Annotated in this window: 20 protein-coding genes and 1 pseudogene (1 of these 21 only partly in view); 17 read left to right on the top strand and 4 right to left on the bottom strand. The window is 67.6% G+C overall.

The annotated features are described in order from the left end of the window. Positions 1-21: 21 nt before the first annotated feature. The 7 genes and pseudogenes from ACY5J6_RS00905 to ACY5J6_RS00875 all read left to right on the top strand — a co-directional run bounded on the left by ACY5J6_RS00905 (position 22) and on the right by ACY5J6_RS00875 (position 5,626). On the top strand, positions 22-1,218 hold the full coding sequence (locus ACY5J6_RS00905) for an ABC transporter substrate-binding protein (protein ID WP_462845550.1): 1,197 nt from the start codon (positions 22-24) through the stop codon (positions 1,216-1,218). Between the two features lie 54 nt (positions 1,219-1,272). After that, a complete protein-coding gene (locus ACY5J6_RS00900) occupies positions 1,273-2,040 on the top strand; it encodes a sugar phosphate isomerase/epimerase family protein (protein WP_462845549.1) in 768 nt (255 codons plus the stop codon). Positions 2,041-2,118: 78 nt separating this feature from the next. Continuing rightward, a pseudogene (locus ACY5J6_RS00895) lies at positions 2,119-2,835 on the top strand (c-type cytochrome); the annotation flags it as partial. Then, the gene (locus ACY5J6_RS00890) at positions 2,830-3,219 is read left to right on the top strand and encodes a c-type cytochrome (protein WP_462846474.1); all 390 of its coding nucleotides are present in this window, start codon (positions 2,830-2,832) and stop codon (positions 3,217-3,219) included. The pseudogene ACY5J6_RS00895 and the gene ACY5J6_RS00890, both read left to right, overlap by 6 nt. A gap of 12 nt (positions 3,220-3,231) precedes the next feature. Beyond that, positions 3,232-3,714, top strand: coding sequence for a cytochrome C (locus tag ACY5J6_RS00885; protein WP_462845548.1), 483 nt, complete (start codon positions 3,232-3,234; stop codon positions 3,712-3,714). A 10-nt stretch (positions 3,715-3,724) separates the two neighbouring features. Then, complete coding sequence (locus ACY5J6_RS00880) at positions 3,725-4,354, top strand: QcrA and Rieske domain-containing protein (protein WP_462845547.1); 630 nt, start codon at positions 3,725-3,727, stop codon at positions 4,352-4,354. A 9-nt stretch (positions 4,355-4,363) separates the two neighbouring features. Beyond that, positions 4,364-5,626 (top strand): cytochrome b, encoded by a 1,263-nt coding sequence (locus tag ACY5J6_RS00875; RefSeq protein ID WP_462845546.1) that lies wholly within the window; start codon positions 4,364-4,366, stop codon positions 5,624-5,626. A gap of 94 nt (positions 5,627-5,720) precedes the next feature. Here ACY5J6_RS00875 and ACY5J6_RS00870 read toward each other — a convergent pair whose 3' ends face one another. Then, entirely contained in the window at positions 5,721-7,319 is a 1,599-nt protein-coding gene (locus ACY5J6_RS00870) for a 30S ribosomal protein S1 (protein ID WP_462845545.1), read from the bottom strand. 200 nt (positions 7,320-7,519) lie between these two features. Between ACY5J6_RS00870 and ACY5J6_RS00865 the strand changes: the two genes are divergently transcribed. From ACY5J6_RS00865 to ACY5J6_RS00845, 5 genes are read left to right on the top strand one after another with little or no spacing between them, the layout of a single operon-like run. Continuing rightward, positions 7,520-8,635 (top strand): M20 family metallopeptidase, encoded by a 1,116-nt coding sequence (locus tag ACY5J6_RS00865; RefSeq protein WP_462845544.1) that lies wholly within the window; start codon positions 7,520-7,522, stop codon positions 8,633-8,635. Beyond that, positions 8,632-9,108: a YbaK/EbsC family protein gene (locus ACY5J6_RS00860; protein WP_462845543.1), complete on the top strand. Its 477-nt coding sequence runs from the start codon at positions 8,632-8,634 to the stop codon at positions 9,106-9,108. The genes ACY5J6_RS00865 and ACY5J6_RS00860 overlap by 4 nt, the downstream gene beginning before the upstream one ends. A 2-nt stretch (positions 9,109-9,110) precedes the next feature. Beyond that, positions 9,111-9,386 carry a hypothetical protein gene (locus ACY5J6_RS00855; protein WP_054637992.1) on the top strand — a complete coding sequence of 92 codons (276 nt, stop codon included), beginning with the start codon at positions 9,111-9,113 and terminating at the stop codon, positions 9,384-9,386. Between the two features lie 9 nt (positions 9,387-9,395). Next, on the top strand, positions 9,396-9,680 hold the full coding sequence (locus ACY5J6_RS00850; RefSeq protein ID WP_462845542.1) for a hypothetical protein: 285 nt from the start codon (positions 9,396-9,398) through the stop codon (positions 9,678-9,680). A 2-nt stretch (positions 9,681-9,682) separates the two neighbouring features. Further along, positions 9,683-10,081 (top strand): hypothetical protein, encoded by a 399-nt coding sequence (locus tag ACY5J6_RS00845; RefSeq protein WP_462845541.1) that lies wholly within the window; start codon positions 9,683-9,685, stop codon positions 10,079-10,081. 123 nt (positions 10,082-10,204) lie between these two features. On the opposite strand, the gene ACY5J6_RS00840 is transcribed toward ACY5J6_RS00845, so the two are convergent. From ACY5J6_RS00840 to ACY5J6_RS00830, 3 genes are read right to left on the bottom strand one after another with little or no spacing between them, the layout of a single operon-like run. Next, entirely contained in the window at positions 10,205-10,882 is a 678-nt protein-coding gene (locus ACY5J6_RS00840; protein WP_462845540.1) for an ATP-binding cassette domain-containing protein, read from the bottom strand. Continuing rightward, a complete protein-coding gene (locus ACY5J6_RS00835; protein WP_462845539.1) occupies positions 10,879-11,514 on the bottom strand; it encodes an ABC transporter permease in 636 nt (211 codons plus the stop codon). The genes ACY5J6_RS00840 and ACY5J6_RS00835 overlap by 4 nt, the downstream gene beginning before the upstream one ends. After that, on the bottom strand, positions 11,501-12,298 hold the full coding sequence (locus tag ACY5J6_RS00830) for an ABC transporter substrate-binding protein (RefSeq protein ID WP_462845538.1): 798 nt from the start codon (positions 12,296-12,298) through the stop codon (positions 11,501-11,503). Before ACY5J6_RS00830 ends, ACY5J6_RS00835 begins: the two co-directional genes overlap by 14 nt. 22 nt (positions 12,299-12,320) lie before the next feature. Between ACY5J6_RS00830 and ACY5J6_RS00825 the strand changes: the two genes are divergently transcribed. From ACY5J6_RS00825 to ACY5J6_RS00805, 5 genes are all read left to right on the top strand, one after another. Beyond that, positions 12,321-12,602, top strand: a complete 282-nt coding sequence (locus ACY5J6_RS00825; protein ID WP_462845537.1) for a DUF309 domain-containing protein — start codon at positions 12,321-12,323, stop codon at positions 12,600-12,602. Continuing rightward, the gene (locus ACY5J6_RS00820; RefSeq protein WP_462845536.1) at positions 12,599-13,579 is read left to right on the top strand and encodes an asparaginase; all 981 of its coding nucleotides are present in this window, start codon (positions 12,599-12,601) and stop codon (positions 13,577-13,579) included. The genes ACY5J6_RS00825 and ACY5J6_RS00820 overlap by 4 nt, the downstream gene beginning before the upstream one ends. Positions 13,580-13,705: 126 nt before the next feature. Further along, the gene (locus ACY5J6_RS00815) at positions 13,706-14,995 is read left to right on the top strand and encodes an ABC transporter substrate-binding protein (RefSeq protein WP_462845535.1); all 1,290 of its coding nucleotides are present in this window, start codon (positions 13,706-13,708) and stop codon (positions 14,993-14,995) included. A 156-nt stretch (positions 14,996-15,151) separates the two neighbouring features. Further along, positions 15,152-16,027, top strand: a complete 876-nt coding sequence (locus tag ACY5J6_RS00810; RefSeq protein ID WP_462845534.1) for a carbohydrate ABC transporter permease — start codon at positions 15,152-15,154, stop codon at positions 16,025-16,027. Then, positions 16,024-16,620, top strand: the 5' portion of a protein-coding gene (locus ACY5J6_RS00805) for a carbohydrate ABC transporter permease (RefSeq protein WP_462845533.1). The gene runs 246 nt beyond the window's last position; 597 of the gene's 843 nt are visible here — the first part of the coding sequence; the start codon lies at positions 16,024-16,026; the stop codon falls past the right edge of the window. The genes ACY5J6_RS00810 and ACY5J6_RS00805 overlap by 4 nt, the downstream gene beginning before the upstream one ends.

Genomic DNA, 16,620 nt, shown 5'->3' with positions numbered 1-16,620 from the left:
AGGGGTGGTAGAATCGCCCCCATGGGAAAGCCCTGGCCCCTGGTCTTCCTCCTCCTCCCCGCCCTGGCCCAGACGGAGGTCCCCTTCTGGCACGCCATGGACGGCCCGGCGGGAAGGCTCCTTTCGCAGTTCGCCCAGGAGTTCAACGCCCGGCAGGGCCAGTACCGCGTCCTGCCCCAGTACGCCGGGGACTACCGGGACGCCGAGGCCAAGCTGGTGTCCGCCTTGCGCACGGGAGGGGGGCCGGTGCTCTTCCAGGCGGAGATCTCCTTCTTTCCCCGCCTGGTGGCCGAGGGGAAGGCGGTGGCCCTGGATTCCTACCTGGCCCTGGACCCGGCCTTCCTCGAGGACCTCTTCGAGCCCGCCTGGAACTACGGGGTGGTGGAGGGGAAGCGCTATGGCCTGCCCCTCAACACCTCCACCCCGGTCCTCTTCTACAACCTGGACGCCTTCCGGGCCAAGGGGCTCAAGGTCCCCAGGAACTGGAAGGAGTTTGAGGACACCGCCAGGGCCCTCACCACCCGCCAGGCCAAGGGCTTCATCTTCGTCACCGACCCCCAGGCCTGGCTCTTTGAGGCCATGGTGACCAGCCGCGGGGGGAGCCTGGTCAAGGAGGGGAGGCCCAACTTCACCTCCAAGGAGGCCCTGGAGGCCCTGGAGATGCTCCACCGCCTGAACCGAGGGGGGGCCCTCTCGGCGCGGAGCATGGCCGAAGCCACCTTCGCCCAGCTGGACTTCGTGCGCACCAAGGGGATGATGGTCATGGCCTCCATCGCCAACTGGCCCGCCGCCGAGAACTTCTCCTTCGCCTTCACCCTGGGGGTGGCCCCCGTGCCCCGGGAGCCTGGGGGCCGGGTGCCCATGGGCGGGGCGCAACTGGTGGTGCTCCAGGGCTCCAGGGAAGCCCAGGTCCGGGGGGCGGTGGAGTTCTGGAAGTACCTCATGGAGCCCCGGAACGTGGCCCGCTGGGTGGAGGCCAGCTACTACGTTCCCGTGCGCAAGTCGGCCATCCCCCTCCTGGAGGGCTTCTACCGGGAAAACCCCTTCCGCAAGGTGGCCTTTGAGCAGATCGCCTACGCCCAGGAGCGCCCCCGCCTTCCCCAGTTCTCCACCTGGGCGAGCCTTTTGGCCGAGGCCTTGGAGAAAAGCCTAAAAGGGGGTGTCCCTCCCCAGCGGGCCCTGGAGGAGGCCCAGAGGAAGGCGGAAGCCGTCCGGTAGGGCCGCAGGCGAGGGTTAAGAAAACCCTCTTCCCCGGGAAGTAGCATGGAGGCCATGCGCCTAGGCTTCAGCCCCTTCAACGCCGAGCTGGGCTACGAGAAGGCCTTTTCCCTGGCGGCGGAGCTGGGGACGGACCTCGAGGTGGCCTACGACCTCCACGAGGTCCTGCCCCTGCCGGGCCCCGAGGACCTCCGGGCCACGGGGGAAGCCCTGGGGGTGGGCTTCACCCTCCACCTCCCCTTCGTGGAGCTAAACCCGGCAAGCCTCATCCCCAGCGTCCGCAAGCTCTCCCAGGAGCGCCTCCTCCGGGCCCTGGAGTTCGGGGAGGCCCTGGGGGCCAGGGTGGGGGTCCTCCACACCGGCCAGGTCCCCCTCCGCCACCCCCTGGCCCTCGCCCTGGCCCGGGAGGCCCTGGAGGAAACCCTCTCCCTCCTCGCCGCCTCCCCCTTCCCCGTGACCCTGGAAAACCTGGCCCTGGAGGAAGGGGACCTCCTCCGGGGCCCCGAGGAGCTTAAGGCCCTCCTAGACCGCTTCCCCGGGCTTGGCTTCTGCCTGGACGTGGGCCACGCCCTGGTGGAGCTTGGGCCTCGAGGGCCCCTCCTCTACTGGGAAGCCCTGGGAGAGAGGCTTCTCCACCTCCACCTCCACGATAACCACGGCCGACGGGACGACCACCTCCCCGTGGGGGCGGGGAGCGTCCCCTGGGAAGGCCTGGCCCCCTTCCTCCGGGGTTTTCCGGGGACGGCGGCCCTGGAGGTGGGCGGGAAGGAGGAGGGCGTCCGGCAAAGCGTCCGCCGCCTGCGGACCCTCCTCGCCTCCTGAGGGGACATCTGTCCTTGCGGGGCTAGCCTTATAGTGGTGGGGTGGGGGTTTGTACCCCCCTTCACATAGGGAGGCAGAATGGTCGTAGACCGGATTGAGGTGTACCTGGACGGGGCCCAGGAGCCCCTGGCGGTGCTCAAGGAACCCCCCTACCGGCTCAAGCTGGACACCAAAAAGCTCCCCGACGGGGAGCACACCTTGCGGGTGGTCACCCACTTTCGCGGGGGCGGCCAGGAGATACGGGAGATCCCCTTTACCGTCAACAACTACCCCGACGTCCTGGTCCTGGGCGTGGACGAGGGAAGCGAGGTGGCGGGGGAGGTGGAGCTCCGCTTGAGCGTGGGCGAGCCGGAGCTCCCCGTGGAAACCCCCCGCTTCAACCCCCTCTGGTACGCCGTGGCCCTCCTGGTGGTCCTGGGAGGGGTCTGGGGTTACTTCGCCCTCTCCCCGGCCGCCGAGAAGATCGTGGAGCAGGTGGCCCCGCCCGCCCAGGAAACCCAGGCCCAAGGGGCGGCGGCGCCCGCGGGAGTGGACCCGGCCCTCATGGAGAAGGGCAAGGCCGTCTACGAGGCGCACTGCGCCGCCTGCCACCAGCAAAACGGCCAGGGCATGCCCCCGGCCTTCCCCGCCCTGGCGGGCAACCCCAACCTGAAGGACGCCAACCTCATCCTGAACGTGGTGAAGAACGGGCGCGGCGCCATGCCCGCCGTGGGAGCGGGCTTCAGCGAGGAGGAGCTGAAGGCGGTGGCCACCTACATCCGCAACAGCTTCGGCAACAGCTTCGGCCCCGTGGAAGGCCAAGGCGCCCCAGCCTCCCAGGGCACGGCGGCTCCGGCCACCGGGGCCGGGGAGGCGGCCGCCTTGGCCAAGGAAGGGGAAGCCCTCTACGCCCAGCACTGCGCCTCCTGCCACCAGGCGAACGGGCAAGGTCTCCCCGGGGCCTTCCCGCCCCTCGCCGGGAACCCGAACCTGAAGGACAAGGCCTACCATATCAAGGTGGTCCTCCAGGGGCTCCAGAACAAGCCCATCACCGTTAACGGGCAGACCTACCAGGGGGTCATGCCCTCCTTCGCCCAGCTTTCCGACCGGGAAATCGCCGCCATTCTCACCTACGAGCGGACCTCCTGGGGTAACGACTTTGGTCCCGTGAGCGAGGCCGAGGTCAAGGCCGCCCGCTAAGGGAGGTAGAGGATGTACCGCAACGACCCCATCCTGCCCACCTTCGCCCTCATCCTGGCGGCGGGCCTCTTCTACGCCGCCTACCTGGACGGCCTCTACATCGCCCGCCTCCTGGGGCACACCCCCGAAGAGCTCTCCGTGGGCCAGATCGGCCTCATGGCCTTCGGGGCCGTCCTCCTCCTCTACGGCCTCATCGGCCTGGTCTCCTACTGGCTCGAGGGCATAGAGCTCCGCCCCGGGCGCCACTTCCCCACCCCTGCCACCGCCCCGGTGGCCGGGGGGGTGATCCTGGTCCTCCTCCTCACCGCCCTCTCCGGCTTCTTCGTGCGGCTCCTCATCTACTCCGCCCAGACCGGCCACAACCCCACCTGGCTCCAGGGCCTGATCTTCGGGTCCATCAGCCTGGTGGTGGCGGCCCTCTTGGGCATCTACAAGAAGTTCTTCGGCCGGGACGAGGTCATCACCGAGGAGGAGAAGAGCCATTTCCCCTGGTAAGAGGTAGAGCATGGACGAACGCGAGATCCGCTTAAGGCAGTCCCGAAGGAGGCTTTTCCTCAAGGCGGCCATCGGCACCGGCATCGGCCTGTCCCTGGTCTCCGCCTTTTACGTGGGGGCGAGCCTCCGTCCCAAGCAAGAGGTGACCCCGGAGAAGGAACCCTTGAAGGAGGGGGATATCCTGGTCTACGCCCAAGGGGGAGGGGAACCCAAGCCCATCCGTCTGGAGGAGCTAAAGCCGGGAGAGCCCTTCGTCCTGGCCTACCCCATGGACCCCAAGACCAAGGTGGTGAAGAACGGGGAGGCCAAGAACACCGTCCTGGTGGCCCGCTTCGCCCCAGAGGAGCTTGCCCCCGAGGTGGCCCAGCACGCCGTGGAGGGCGTGGTGGCCTACTCGGCGGTCTGCACCCACCTGGGGTGCATCGTGAGCCAGTGGGTGGCGGACAAAAAGGCCGCCCTCTGCCCCTGCCACGGCGGGGTCTACGACCTGGCCCACGGGGCCCGCATCATCGCCGGTCCCCCGCCCCGCCCCGTGCCCCAGCTTCCCCTTAAGGTGGAGGAGGGCCTCTTGGTGGCGGCCGGGGAGTTCCTGGGCGAGGTGGGGGTTAAGGCCGAGGCCGGCCTCTTTTGCCGCACCTAGGAGGGAAGCATGTACAAGTGGCTAGACGAACGCCTGGACCTCACGGGGCTCTACCAAAAGGTGCTCCGCAAGGCCTTTCCCGTGCACCACTCCTTCTTCCTGGGGGAGATCACCCTCTTCGCCTTCGTGGTCCTGGTGCTCACCGGCATCTTCCTCACCCTGAACTACGAGCCCTCCATCCGCGAGGTCAGGCTCCCCGACGGGCGCACGGTACCCGCCGCCTACGGGAGCGTCCTCTACATAGACAGCCTCCCCTTCGGGGCGGTGATCCGGAGCCTCCACCACTGGTCGGCCCACGTGATGATCGCCGCCGCCTTCCTCCACATGCTCCGGATCCTCCTCACGGGGGCCTACAAGAAACCCCGGGAGCTCAACTACCTGGTGGGGCTTGGGCTCTTGGGCCTGGCCGTGGTCACCGCCTTCACCGGCTATGCCCTCCCCTACGACAACTACGCCGTGACCGCCACCCGCATCGGCTACGGCATCGCGGGCTCCATCCCCTGGATCGGGGCTACCCTGGCGGAGGTGATGTTCGGAGGGGAGTTTCCGGGCTCGGAGAGGTCCATCCCTAGGCTCTATAGCCTCCACGTCCTCTGGCTTCCCCTCCTCCTCATGGCCCTCATCGGCCTCCACCTGGTGATCATGATCAAGCAGAAGCACACCCAGCCCCCCTACGCCCAAAGGGTGGCCCCAGGGAAGATCCTGGGGGTCCCCATGTACCCCCAGCAGATGGTCATGATGCTGGTCCTCTTCGCCCTCTACGTGGGCCTCATGACCATGATCGCCGGGGCCTTCCTCGCCCACCCCATCGAGGCCTTCGGTCCCCCCACCCCCAACACCCCGGCGGTGAAGCCCGACTGGTACTTCCTCTGGATCTACGGCATCCTGCAGCTCATCCCCTCCAGCTGGGAGTTCCGCCTCCTAGGAGCCACCATCGGCCCAGAGTTCATCGGAGGGGCCTTGGTTCCCGGAGTCCTGGCGCTGATAGGCCTCCTTTTGCCCTTCGTGGATACCCGGAAGGACAAGATGCGCTACATGGAGCTCCCCTCGGAGCACCCGGTGCGCACCAGCGCCATCCTGGCCCTTTTGGTCTTCTTCCTGATGGCGAGCCTCGCCGGGTACAAGATCGACTTCCAGCAGCAAGGCCTCCTCCTGGGGAACAACGCCGTGCTCTGGACCCTGGTCCTGGGGGGGCCCCTCCTCACCTTCTTCCTCTCCTACACCCTGATGCGCATCTTCTACGGGAAAAGCGAAGGGGAGAGGGCGCTCTGATACCCCCCCATGCTGGCCCAAGCCAGCATGGGGGCCCTTGGGGCTTGGACGAAGAAAGCCCCCGCCAGAGGCGGGGGCTTTCGGCCAAGCAAGCTTACTTCTTTTCCTCCTCCAGCCCCAGGCTCGCCAGAAGGTCGCCGTAGAGGTCCCCCAGCTTCACGCTGGCGGTGGCGGTGGGCACGGCGGAGGCATCGTAGAGGTTGTACTCGGCCACGGCGCCGTACTCGTACTCCCGGCGCTCCTCGCGGCGGCCCGTGGGCTTGCGCTTGCCCCGGGCCTCCTTGCCCTTGGGACGGCGGGGCCGCTCCTCCTCCGCCTTGGGGGGAGGTGGCGGAAGGAGGCGCTTGCGGGAAAGGGAAATGCGCTGCTCCACGGGGTCGATGTTGAGAACCACCACCTCCATCTCGTCCCCCTTCTTGAAGAGGGCGGCGGGGTTTTCCACCCGCCCGTGGTCCAGCTCGGAGACGTGGACCAGGCCTTCCATGCCCGGCTCCACCTCCACGAAAACCCCGAAGTCGGTGACCCCGGTGATGCGGCCCTTAACCACGGTGCCGGGAGGGTACTTCTCCGTGAGCTGTTGCCACGGGTCGGGCTGGGTCTGCTTGAGGCCTAAGGAGAGGCGGCGCTCGGCGGGGTCCAGCCTGAGGACCACCACCTCCACCTCCTCCCCCTCCTTCACCACCTCGGAGGGGTGCTTGGGGCGCTTGGTCCAGGAGAGCTCGGAGATGTGGATGAGGCCCTCGAGGCCCGGCTCCACCTCCACGAAGGCCCCGAAGGGGGTGAGGCCCACCACCTTGCCCCGGACCCGGGTGCCCACGGGGTACTTCTCCGCCACCGTGGACCAGGGGTCGGGGATGAGGGCCTTGATGGAGAGGTTGACCCGCTCCTTGGCCGGGTCCACGGAGAGCACCTGGGCCCGCACCTTCTGCCCCTTCTGGAGGACCTCCCGGGGATGGCCGAAGCGGCCCCAGGTGATCTCCGAGCGGTGGACCAGGCCGTCCACGGGACCCAGGTTGACGAAGGCCCCGAAGTCGGTGACGTCGGCCACGGTGCCCTCCACCACCTGTCCGGGCGCAAGGCTCTGCAAGAAGGCCTCCTTGGCCTTCTTCTGCTCCTCCTCCAGAAGCACCCGGCGGGAGAGGAGGACCCGCCCCTTCTTGCGGTTAAACTCAATGATCTTGGCCAGGATCTGCTGGCCCAGGTAGGCGTCCAGGTTAGGGGTGCGCCTCAGGTCCAGCTGGGAGGCCGGGATGAAGGCCTCCACGCCATCCAGGTCGGCGACCACGCCCCCCTTGACCTTCTCCTTCACCGTGACGGTGACCGGCTCCCCTTTTTCGTAAAGGGCCTGGATCTGGTCCCAGTGCTCCTGGGCCTCCACCTTCTTGCGGGAAAGGAGCACCTGCCCCGTCTCGGGGTCCACCTTGATCACCTGGACCCGCACGGTATCCCCAGGCTTCAGGAGGCTCTTGAGCTCCTCCTCGGGGAGGGGCTTCTCGGTGAGCTGGTTGAAGGGGATGATGCCCTCGGTCTTCGCGCCGATGTCCACCGCCACGCCTTCGGAACCCACCAAGACCACCGTGCCCGTCAGGACCTGGCCGGGGCGCACGCGCTTCTCCAGGCGGGCCTCGGTCTCCTGAAGGGCCTCTTCCATGCTGAAGGTCTTTTCTGGGGTCTGGGTCGCCTTTTCTTCCATGCCGCCTCTTTCCTCCTTACGCGCCTTCCCTCGGGAAGGCGGGCGCTTTGCGCGCGCGTCCACACGAAAAGGCGGGGGAGAACCCTCACTCCCCGCTTCCGTGGGAACGAGCCCCGAAGGGCATACCCCTCCTTTATACCACGGGATGGACTTCCTGCCAAGGGGCACCGGGCCCTCGGGAGCCAGGGCATAATGGGGCCATGGAAACCCTGGAATGGATGAAGGCCAAGCTTCCCGAGTTCCTCAAGGACCTCGAGGCCTTCGTGCGCCGGGAGTCCCCTTCGGGGGACCTTTCCGGCCTCCAGGAGGCCGCGGCCTTCCTGGAAGAGGCCTTCGGGCCCCTGGCAGGCCGGCTTTCCCGCAAGGACACCCCCAAGGGCCCCATCCTCCTCCTGAGGCGCGAAGGGGAAGGAGCTCCCGTGCTCGTCCTCTGCCACTACGACACCGTCCACCCCAAGGGGAGCTTCCCCGAGGCCTTCCGCCTGGAGAGGGAAAAGGCCATGGGCCCCGGGGTCTACGACATGAAAGGGGGGATCGTGGCCCTCCTCTACGCCCTGCGCCACGCCGAGGCCACGGGGAGGAGGCTTCCCGCCCTCGAGGTCCTCTTCACCCCCGACGAGGAGGTGGGCTCCCCGGAAAGCCGCCCCCTCATCGAGGCCGCCGCCCGTAAGGCCCGGGCCGCCTTGGTCCTCGAGCCCCCCACAGGGGAGGGGGACTTGAAGGTGGCCCGGAAAGGGGTGGGCCTCTACCGCCTAAAAGCCCTGGGCAAGGCCGCCCACCAGGGAGTGGAGCCGGAAAAGGGAGTCAACGCCATCCTGGAGCTGGCCCACCAGGTCCTCAAGGTGGCGGCCCTGGAGGACCGGGAAAAGGGCACCACCCTGGGCCCCAACCGCATCCGGGGGGGCACGGTCTCCAACGTGGTGGCCGAGGAAGCCGAGGTGGAGATAGACCTCCGGGTATGGACCCTGGAGGAGGCCAGGCGGGTGGAGGAAGGCCTTAAGGCCCTCACCCCCGTCCTCCCCGGAGCCCGGCTTGCCCTCACCGGCGGCCTCAACCGCCCCCCCATGGAGCCTACTCCAGAAAGCCTGGCGCTCTTCCAAAAGGCCCAGGCCATCGGGGAAAAGCTGGGGCTGGACCTGCGCCCGGGCAAGGTGGGCGGGGGGTCGGACGGGAACTTCACCGCCGCCTTAGGGGTGCCCACCCTGGACGGCCTGGGGCTTTTGGGCGGGGACGCCCACCAGAAGACGGAGTACGTGGTGGTGCCGGAGATCCCTCGCCGCGCCGCCCTCCTCGCCGAGCTTCTCGCCGCCCTATGAGCCTTTCCCCCTCGGCCAAGCGGGTCCAAAGCGCCCTCGAGGCCCGGGGCTTTGGCCACCTAAAGGTGGTGGAGCTTCCCGCCTCCACCCGCACCGCCAAGGAGGCCGCCCAGGCCGTGGGGGCGGAGGTGGGGCAGATCGTGAAGAGCCTGGTCTTCGTGGGGGAAAAGGGGGCCTACCTGTTCCTGGTGAGCGGGAAGAACCGGCTGGACCCCAAAAAGGCCATGCGCCTTGCGGGCGGCCCCCTGCGCCAGGCCACGCCGGAGGAGGTGCGGGGGCTCACCGGCTTCGCCATCGGGGGCGTTCCCCCGGTAGGGCACAGCACGCCTTTACCCGCCTACCTGGACCAGGACCTCCTGGGCTACCCCGAGGTCTGGGCGGCCGGAGGCACCCCCAGAGCCCTTTTCCGGGCCACCCCCGAGGAGCTCCTCGCCCTTACCGGGGCCCAGGTGGCGGACCTCAAGGAGGTTTAGCGATGTTCTTTCGCAAAGACCCCCACGTGAAGCCGGAAGGCCCCCTGGCCTTCCGGGTGCGGGTGCGCACGAAAGGCGGCGAGGTGGTGGAGCTCAGGCTCTCCAAGAGCATGGAGATCTCCCCCACGGAAGAGGGCTACTACGTGCGCAAGGAGATCGTGGCCCCAAGGAGCCTGGACCGGGCGGTCTTGGAGATCTGGTTTGACCGCCGCTACCGCCCCGTGCGCAAGGCGGTGGAGGGAGGGGAGCTGGTACCCATCCGGGAGTGGATCGGGTAAAGTAAGGGCATGGAAAAAGTCCTGCTCTTCTTGGGCTTAGCCCTTATGGTCTACAACGTCCTCTACGGCCTGAGGCTCAAGCGGGCCATCCCGGGCGGGGTGATGGGGGAGCGGGGGGGCCAGATGCTCTTCCTCATAGGCTTTTTCGCCGTGGCCTACCTGGGGGTCATCCTCCTCACCTGGAGCGAGCCCTCTAGCCTTCTCTTGCTTCTCCTCTCCCTCATCCTCCTCCTGGGGGCGGTCTTCGTCTACCTGGTCCTCCGCCTGGTGGACGCCATCGTGGCCTCCCTGTAGCCATGGTCTTCCGCCGCAATCCCACCCCCCCCGAGGAGGGCTGGAAGCCCACCCCCGAGGAGTGGCGGGTCTACACCCTGTGCGACGGCCGGCGCACGGAGGAGGAGGTGGTGCGGGAAAGCGGCCTGGGGGAAGAGGCCTACCGGGCCCTGGCGAGCCTCCTGAAGCGGGGCCTGATCCTCCCGGTGGAGGGCCCCAAGGAACTTTGCGCCAAGCTGGTGGATCTCCTCAAGAGCAGGCTTGGCCCCCGGGCGGAGCCCTTTATCGCACGGCTTCAAGGGTGCGAAACCCGGGAAAGCCTGGAGGAAGAGGCCCTGAGGGTAGCCCTGAAGGTGAAGCTCACCCTGGACAAAAGGGCCGGAGAGGAGCTGGAAAGGGCGGTCAAGGCCCTCTTTCGCTGATGTCCCGCTTCTTTCCCCAAGGGGCCTTTCAAGCGTGAATCCTTCGCCAAAGCCGGGGCGCAAGGGCCCTGCGGGCTTTTTTACCGGGCCCCCCATGCTGGCTTAGGCCAGCATGGGGTGGTATTAAAAGAGCCTGCCTTCCAGAAAGGCCCGGCTCCTCGGGTCTTGGGGCCTCTGGAAGAAGCTCTGGGCCTCCGTAAGCTCCACCACCTGCCCCTGGAGGAGGAAGAGCACCCGCGCCGCCAGGCGCCGGGCCTGGAAGAGGTCGTGGGTGGCCAGGACCACCCCCCGGCCCTCCTGGGCGGCCTCCCGCAAGAGGACCTCCACCTGGGCGGCATTGGCGGGGTCCAGGCTGGCAGTGGGCTCGTCCAGAAGGAGGACCTCGGGGTCCACCAGAAGGGTTCGGGCCAGGGCCAGCCGCACCGCCTCGCCTCCGGAGAGGGTGTGGGCGGCCTGGCGGGCCTTGGTTCCCAGGCCCACCCGCTCTAGCAGGGCCTGGGCCCGCCGGTGGGCTTCCCCCCTGGGCACGCCGTGGAGGCGGAGGCCAAAGGCGGCGTTTTCCAAAACGCTTCGCCGCAGGAGGAGGGGGGTCTGGGGCAGGTAGACCCGGAAGCCCCCCTCCACCCGGCCTTCCTCAGGGGGAAGAAGGCCCGAAAGCAAGCGGAGGAGGGTGGTTTTGCCGCTTCCCGAGGGGCCCAGCACGGCCAGGATCTCCCCGGGGTAGACCTCGAGGCCCCCCACCTCCAGGGAAAACCCGCCCCGGCGGTAGGAAAGCCCCTTCACCCAAAGAACCGGCTTCACTCCCGCTCCAAGAGGACCAGTAGGGCGGTGACCACCAAGGCCACCCCGAGGAGAACCATGCCCAAGGCCAGGGCCGCTTCCAGCTCCCCCTTGCGGGTTTCCACCACGATGGCGGTGGTGAGCACCCGGGTGTGGTGGCGGATGTCCCCTCCCACCAAGGTGGCCGCCCCCACCTCGCTGATGGCCCCGCCAAAGCCCGCGGCGAGGGCCGCCGCCAGGGTGCGGCGGCTTTCCCCAAAGAGGGTGGGAAGGACCTGGGCCTCCCTGCCCCCCAGGCTCCGCACCAACAGCCTCACCTCCTCCACCCTGGCCCTGGCCCCAGAGAGGACGAAGGCGGCGATGAGGGGAAAGGCCAGGATGGCTTCCGCCAGCACCATGGCGTAGGGGGTGTAGAGGAGCCCCCAAAACCCCAAGGGCCCCGACCGGGAAAGGAGCAGGTAGAGGAAAAGGCCCACCACCACCGAGGGCAGGGCCATCCCCGCATAGAGGAGGACCCGGCCCCAAAGGCCTCCCCCTCCCTTCAGGGCCAGCCAAAGCCCCAGGGGCACGGCGGGAAGGACCGCAAGGAGGGTGGCCGCCCCCGCCACCCAGAGGCTTCGCAGGGTGATCTCCCAGAGCTCAGCGGCCTCCACCCACCGGGAGGATACACCGTCCCCGAAGGGGGCGGAAGAGGGAAACCCCCTCCACCCGCAGGGAGACTACCCGGGCCGCGGCCTCTTCCGAGGCCAGGAACCCGAGAAGCCTTCGGGCTTCCTCCAGCTTGGGCGACCGGGAAACCGGGTAGTAACTGTACTGGTTGAGGAGCAAGGGGTCCTCCCTCTGGTACAGGGCCTCGAGGCCGCCCTTTCTCCCCACCGCCAGGTAGGTGGCGAGGTCAGAGAGGGTGTAGGCCCCCTTTTCCGACGCCAGGACCAGGGTCTGCCCCATCCCCGCCCCCGATTCCAGGTACCAGGGGGGGACAGGCTCCACCCCAGCCTGCTTCCAAAGGGAAAGCTCCTTGAGGTGGGTCCCGGAACGGTCCCCCCGGGAAACAAAGGAGGCCTTGGCTAGGGCGATGCGCCGGAAGGCCTCGAGGACGCCCTTGGTCTCCCGCACCCGGGCCGGGTCGGCGGGAGGCCCCACCAGGAGGAAGGTGTTGGCCGCCAGGCAGAACCCCTCCGCCAGATACCCCCGCCTAAGGGCCTCTCCTTCCAGCTCGGGGGCGTGGACCAGCACCGCGTCCACATCGCCCCTGTCCGCAAGCCTTAGGGCCTGGCCCGTGCCCACCGCTAAAACCTCCACCCGGACGCCCGTGGCCTTCTGGAAGGGGGGAAGAAGCCGGTCCAAAAGCCCGGAATCGTACACGCTGGTGGTGGTGGCCAGCCGCAAGGCCTGGGCCATGAGGAAGAGGGGGAAGACCCACCCCAGAAGGCGCATGGCCTAAGTTTAGGCTAAAAGGGTGGACCCCCTGGAAACCTACCTGGCCCACCTGCGGGAGGGCCGCTACTTTGAGGCCCACGAGGTCCTGGAAGAAGCCTGGCTAAAGGCCCAAGGGGAAAAGCGGCGCTTCCTCCAGGGGCTCATCCTCCTGGCGGCGGCCCTCCACCAAGGGGCCCAGGGCCGAAAGGGCCTCAGGAACCTGAGAAAAGCCGAGGAGAGGCTTAGGGACCTCCCCTCCCCCTACCTGGGCCTGGACTGGAAGCCCCTCCTGGCCGAGGCCCGGCGTAGACTTGGGGGGTGAGCGCGGAGGTCTTGGTCTACCGCGGCAAGCTTGTGGAAAACCGGCACCGGGTGTCCTTGGCCGTCCACGGGAGGGAGGGGCTTTTGGCCTACGCCGGCAACCCGGCCTTGGTGGGCTACCTCCGCTCCTCGGCCAAGCCCTTCCAGGCCTTGGCCCTCTTCCTCACGGGAGCGGTGGAGCGGTTCGGCCTCACGGAAGAGGAGGTGGCCCTGGCCACCGCCAGCCACGACGGCACCCCCCGCCACGTGGAGGTGGCCGCCCGCTTCCTGGCCAAGCTCGGCCTTGGTCCGGAGCACCTGGTCTGCGGGGTGCACCCGCCCTTTTCCCGGGAGGCCCGGAGGGCGCTGGAGGAACAGGGGCTCCGCCCCACCCCTTTGCACCACAACTGTTCGGGCAAGCACGCTGGGATGTTGGCGGCGGCCCTGGCCCTGGGGGCCCCCACCGAGGGGTACGAGCGCCCCGACCATCCGGTGCAGGCGCTGAACCGGAAAACCCTCGCCGAGCTTTCCGGGGCCGAACCCCTCCAAGCCACCGACGGCTGCAGCGTCCCCACCTTCGCCCTGCCCCTGGCTCGGGCGGCCCGGGCCTTCTACTTCCTGGCGGCCCCAGAGGAAGCCCCCAAGGCCTACCGGGAACCCTTAAGGCGGGTGCGGGAGGCCATGCGCCGCCACCCCGAGCTCGTGGCCGGGCCGGGGAGCATCGACACCCTCCTCATGGAGCGCCTTCCCCTGGTGGCCAAGCGGGGGGCGGACGGGTACTACGGCCTCGCCCTCCCGGAAAGCCCCAAGGGGCCCCTGGGCCTCGCCCTGAAGGTGGAGGACGGCTCGGCCCAGACCCGGGAGGTGATGGTGGTGGCCCTTCTTCGGACCCTGGGGCTGGACCCCGGCCCCACCCCCTGGGACCGGCCCGAGGTGAAGAACCACCGGGGCCTTCGGGTGGGCCACCTCGAGGCCCGCCTCGAGCTCGCCTGGCTCTGACGTTGCTCCAGCTTTCGCCGCCTTCCAGGGTACGAGGCCATTTATTAGGCAGGCCCACACCGGGTTGACGGGTGTGGGGGAGAGGGGTAGAATCCCCCTTGGAAAAGCTTCCACAGGAGGTGACCCATGAGGCGTAGGGAGTTTCTCAAGAAGGCAGGGGTTGGACTGGCGGCCAGCTTCGTTTTGGGGCCTATAGTCGCGCGGGCCCAGGGGGGTCCCACCATCCGGGTGGCCGGGGACTCCACCGCCGTGGGGGAGGGCGGCCGCTGGATGAAGGAGATGGTGGAAGCCTGGGGCAAGAAGACGGGCACCCGGGTGGAGTACATCGACTCCCCGGCGGATACCAACGACCGCCTGGCCCTCTACCAGCAGTACTGGGCGGCCAGGAGCCCGGACGTGGACGTCTACATGATCGACGTGATCTGGCCGGGGATCGTGGCTCCCCACGCCGCCGACCTCAAGCAGTATTTCTCCGAAAACGAGCTTAGAGAGTTCTTCCCCCGCATCGTCCAGAACAACACCATCCGCGGCAAGCTCACCTCCATTCCCTTCTTCACCGACGCCGGCATCCTCTACTACCGCAAGGACCTCCTGGAGAAGTACGGCTACAAAAACCCGCCCCGCACCTGGGCCGAGCTGGAGCAGATGGCCCAGAAGGTGATGGAGGGGGAGCGGAAAGCGGGCAACCGGGACTTCTGGGGCTTTGTCTTCCAGGGAAAGGCCTACGAGGGCTTAACCTGCGATGCCTTGGAGTGGGTCTATTCGCACAAGGGCGGGCGCTTCGTGGAACCCGACGGCACCATCAGCGTCAACAACGGCAACGCCGCCTTGGCCCTGAACCGGGCCCGGGGCTGGGTGGGTACCATCGCTCCCCAAGGGGTCACCAGCTACGCCGAGGAGGAAGCCCGCAACGTCTGGCAGCAGGGGAACAGCCTCTTCATGCGCAACTGGCCCTACGCCTACGCCCTGGGCCAGAGCGAGGGGAGCCCCATCCGCGGCAAGTTCGGGGTCACGGTGCTTCCCAAAAGCGCCGCCGATGCCCCCAACGCCGCCACCTTAGGCGGTTGGCAGCTCATGGTCTCCGCCTACAGCCGCTACCCCAAGGAGGCCGCCGACCTGGTAAAGTACCTCGCTTCTTACGAGGTGCAGAAGGACAACGCCGTGCGGCTTTCCCGCCTGCCCACCCGGCCCGCCCTCTACACCGACCGGGACGTCCTGGCCAAGAACCCCTGGTTCAAAGACCTCCTCCCCGTCTTCCAAAACGCCGTCTCCCGTCCTTCCGACGTGGCCGGGGCCAAGTACAACCAGGTGTCCGAGGCCATCTGGACCGAGGTGCATAGCGCCCTCACCGGGCAAAAGCGGGGCGAGCAGGCGGTGAGGGACCTCGAGGCCCGCCTCCGCCGCATCCTGCGATAAAAGGGTGCTCCCGGGGGGCCTGATACCACCCCATGCTGGCCCAAGCCAGTATGGGGGCCCTGGTAAAAAAGGCCCGCAGGGCCTCCACACCTGGGCTTGGGCGAAGGGTCCACGCCAAAGGGGTGTGAAGGGCCCCCGGCTTATCCTTAGGACACCATGCTCACCCGGCGACAAGTCCGTTTGGCCTGGCTCCTGGTCCTGCCCACCCTCTTGGTGGTGGTCCTGGTGGCGGGCTACCCCCTGGCCCAGGTCTTCTACTGGTCCTTCTTCAAGGCCGACATCGCCTTCGTGGAGCCCCCCGCCTTCGTGGGGTGGGAAAACTACCTCTTCCTCCTCCAAGACCCCGACTTCCGCCAGGCCCTTTGGAACACCCTTAGGTTCACCCTGATTTCCGTGAGCCTGGAAACGGCCTTGGGCCTAGCCATCGCTCTGGTCATCCACTCCAACTTCCGGGGCCGGGGCCTGGTACGCACCGCCATCCTCATTCCCTGGGCTATCCCCACGGTGGTCTCGGCCAAGATGTGGCAGTGGATGCTCCACGATGTTTACGGCATCGTCAACATCCTAGGGGTCAAGCTGGGCCTCCTCTCCCAGAAGGTAGCCTTCCTGGCCCGGCCCGAGCTCCTCTTGCCCTCCATCATCGCCGTGGACGTGTGGAAAACCACCCCCTTCATGGCCCTCCTCCTCCTCGCCGGCCTCCAGCTCATCCCCGAGGAACTCTACGAGGCGGCGAGCATTGACGGGGCCTCGAGGTGGCAGCAGTTTTGGACCATCACCCTGCCCCTCCTCACCCCCGCTTTGGTGGTGGCCCTCATCTTCCGCACCCTGGATGCCCTCCGGGTCTTTGACGTCATCTTCGTCATGAGCGGGGTCAACCCGGCCACCCGCTCCTTGGCCGTCTACAACCGCCAGACCCTCATAGACTTCCAGGATCTGGGCTATGGCTCCGCCATCAGCGTGGCCATCCTGGTGCTTATCTTTGCCTTCGTGGTCCTTTACATGCGTAGCATCGGGAAGGAGGCCCTAAAGTGAAGCGCTTGAACCGCTTCCTGGTAAGGTCGCTCTTTTACCTCTTGGTGCTCTTCGTGGTGGTCTACAGCGTCTTCCCCTTTTACTGGGCGGTGGTTTCCAGCTTTAAACCCTCGGGAGAACTCTTCTCCACCAATCCCAGCCTTCTGCCCCTGCCCTTCACCCTGGACCACTACAAAAACGTCTTCCTGCAGGCGAACTTTGGCCGCAACCTCCTCAACTCCCTCATCGTGGCCGGAGGGGCCACCTTTCTCTCCCTCACCTTAGGGGTGATGGCCGCCTACGCCCTAGGCAGGCTCCCCTTCCCGCCTAAAAACGCTGTGCTCTACCTCGTGCTCGCCATGACGATGTTCCCCCAGATCTCCGTGCTGGGCGGGCTCTTCATGCTCCTGAGGCAGGCCGGCCTCTTCAACACCCACCTGGGCCTTATCCTCTCCTACCTGCTCTTCACCCTGCCCTTCACCGTCTGGGTGTTGGTGGGCTACTTCCGGGGCCTCCCTAGGGAGTTGGAGGAAGCAGCTTACGTGGACGGAGCCACGCCCGTCCAGACCCTCCTCAAGGTGATGCTCCCCCTCACGGGACCCGGGCTTGTGACC

The organism is Thermus sp. H19.2, from assembly GCF_054979525.1.
Note: the sequence above shows the minus strand (reverse complement) of the source record. Positions and strands in the feature narration are given on the sequence as shown.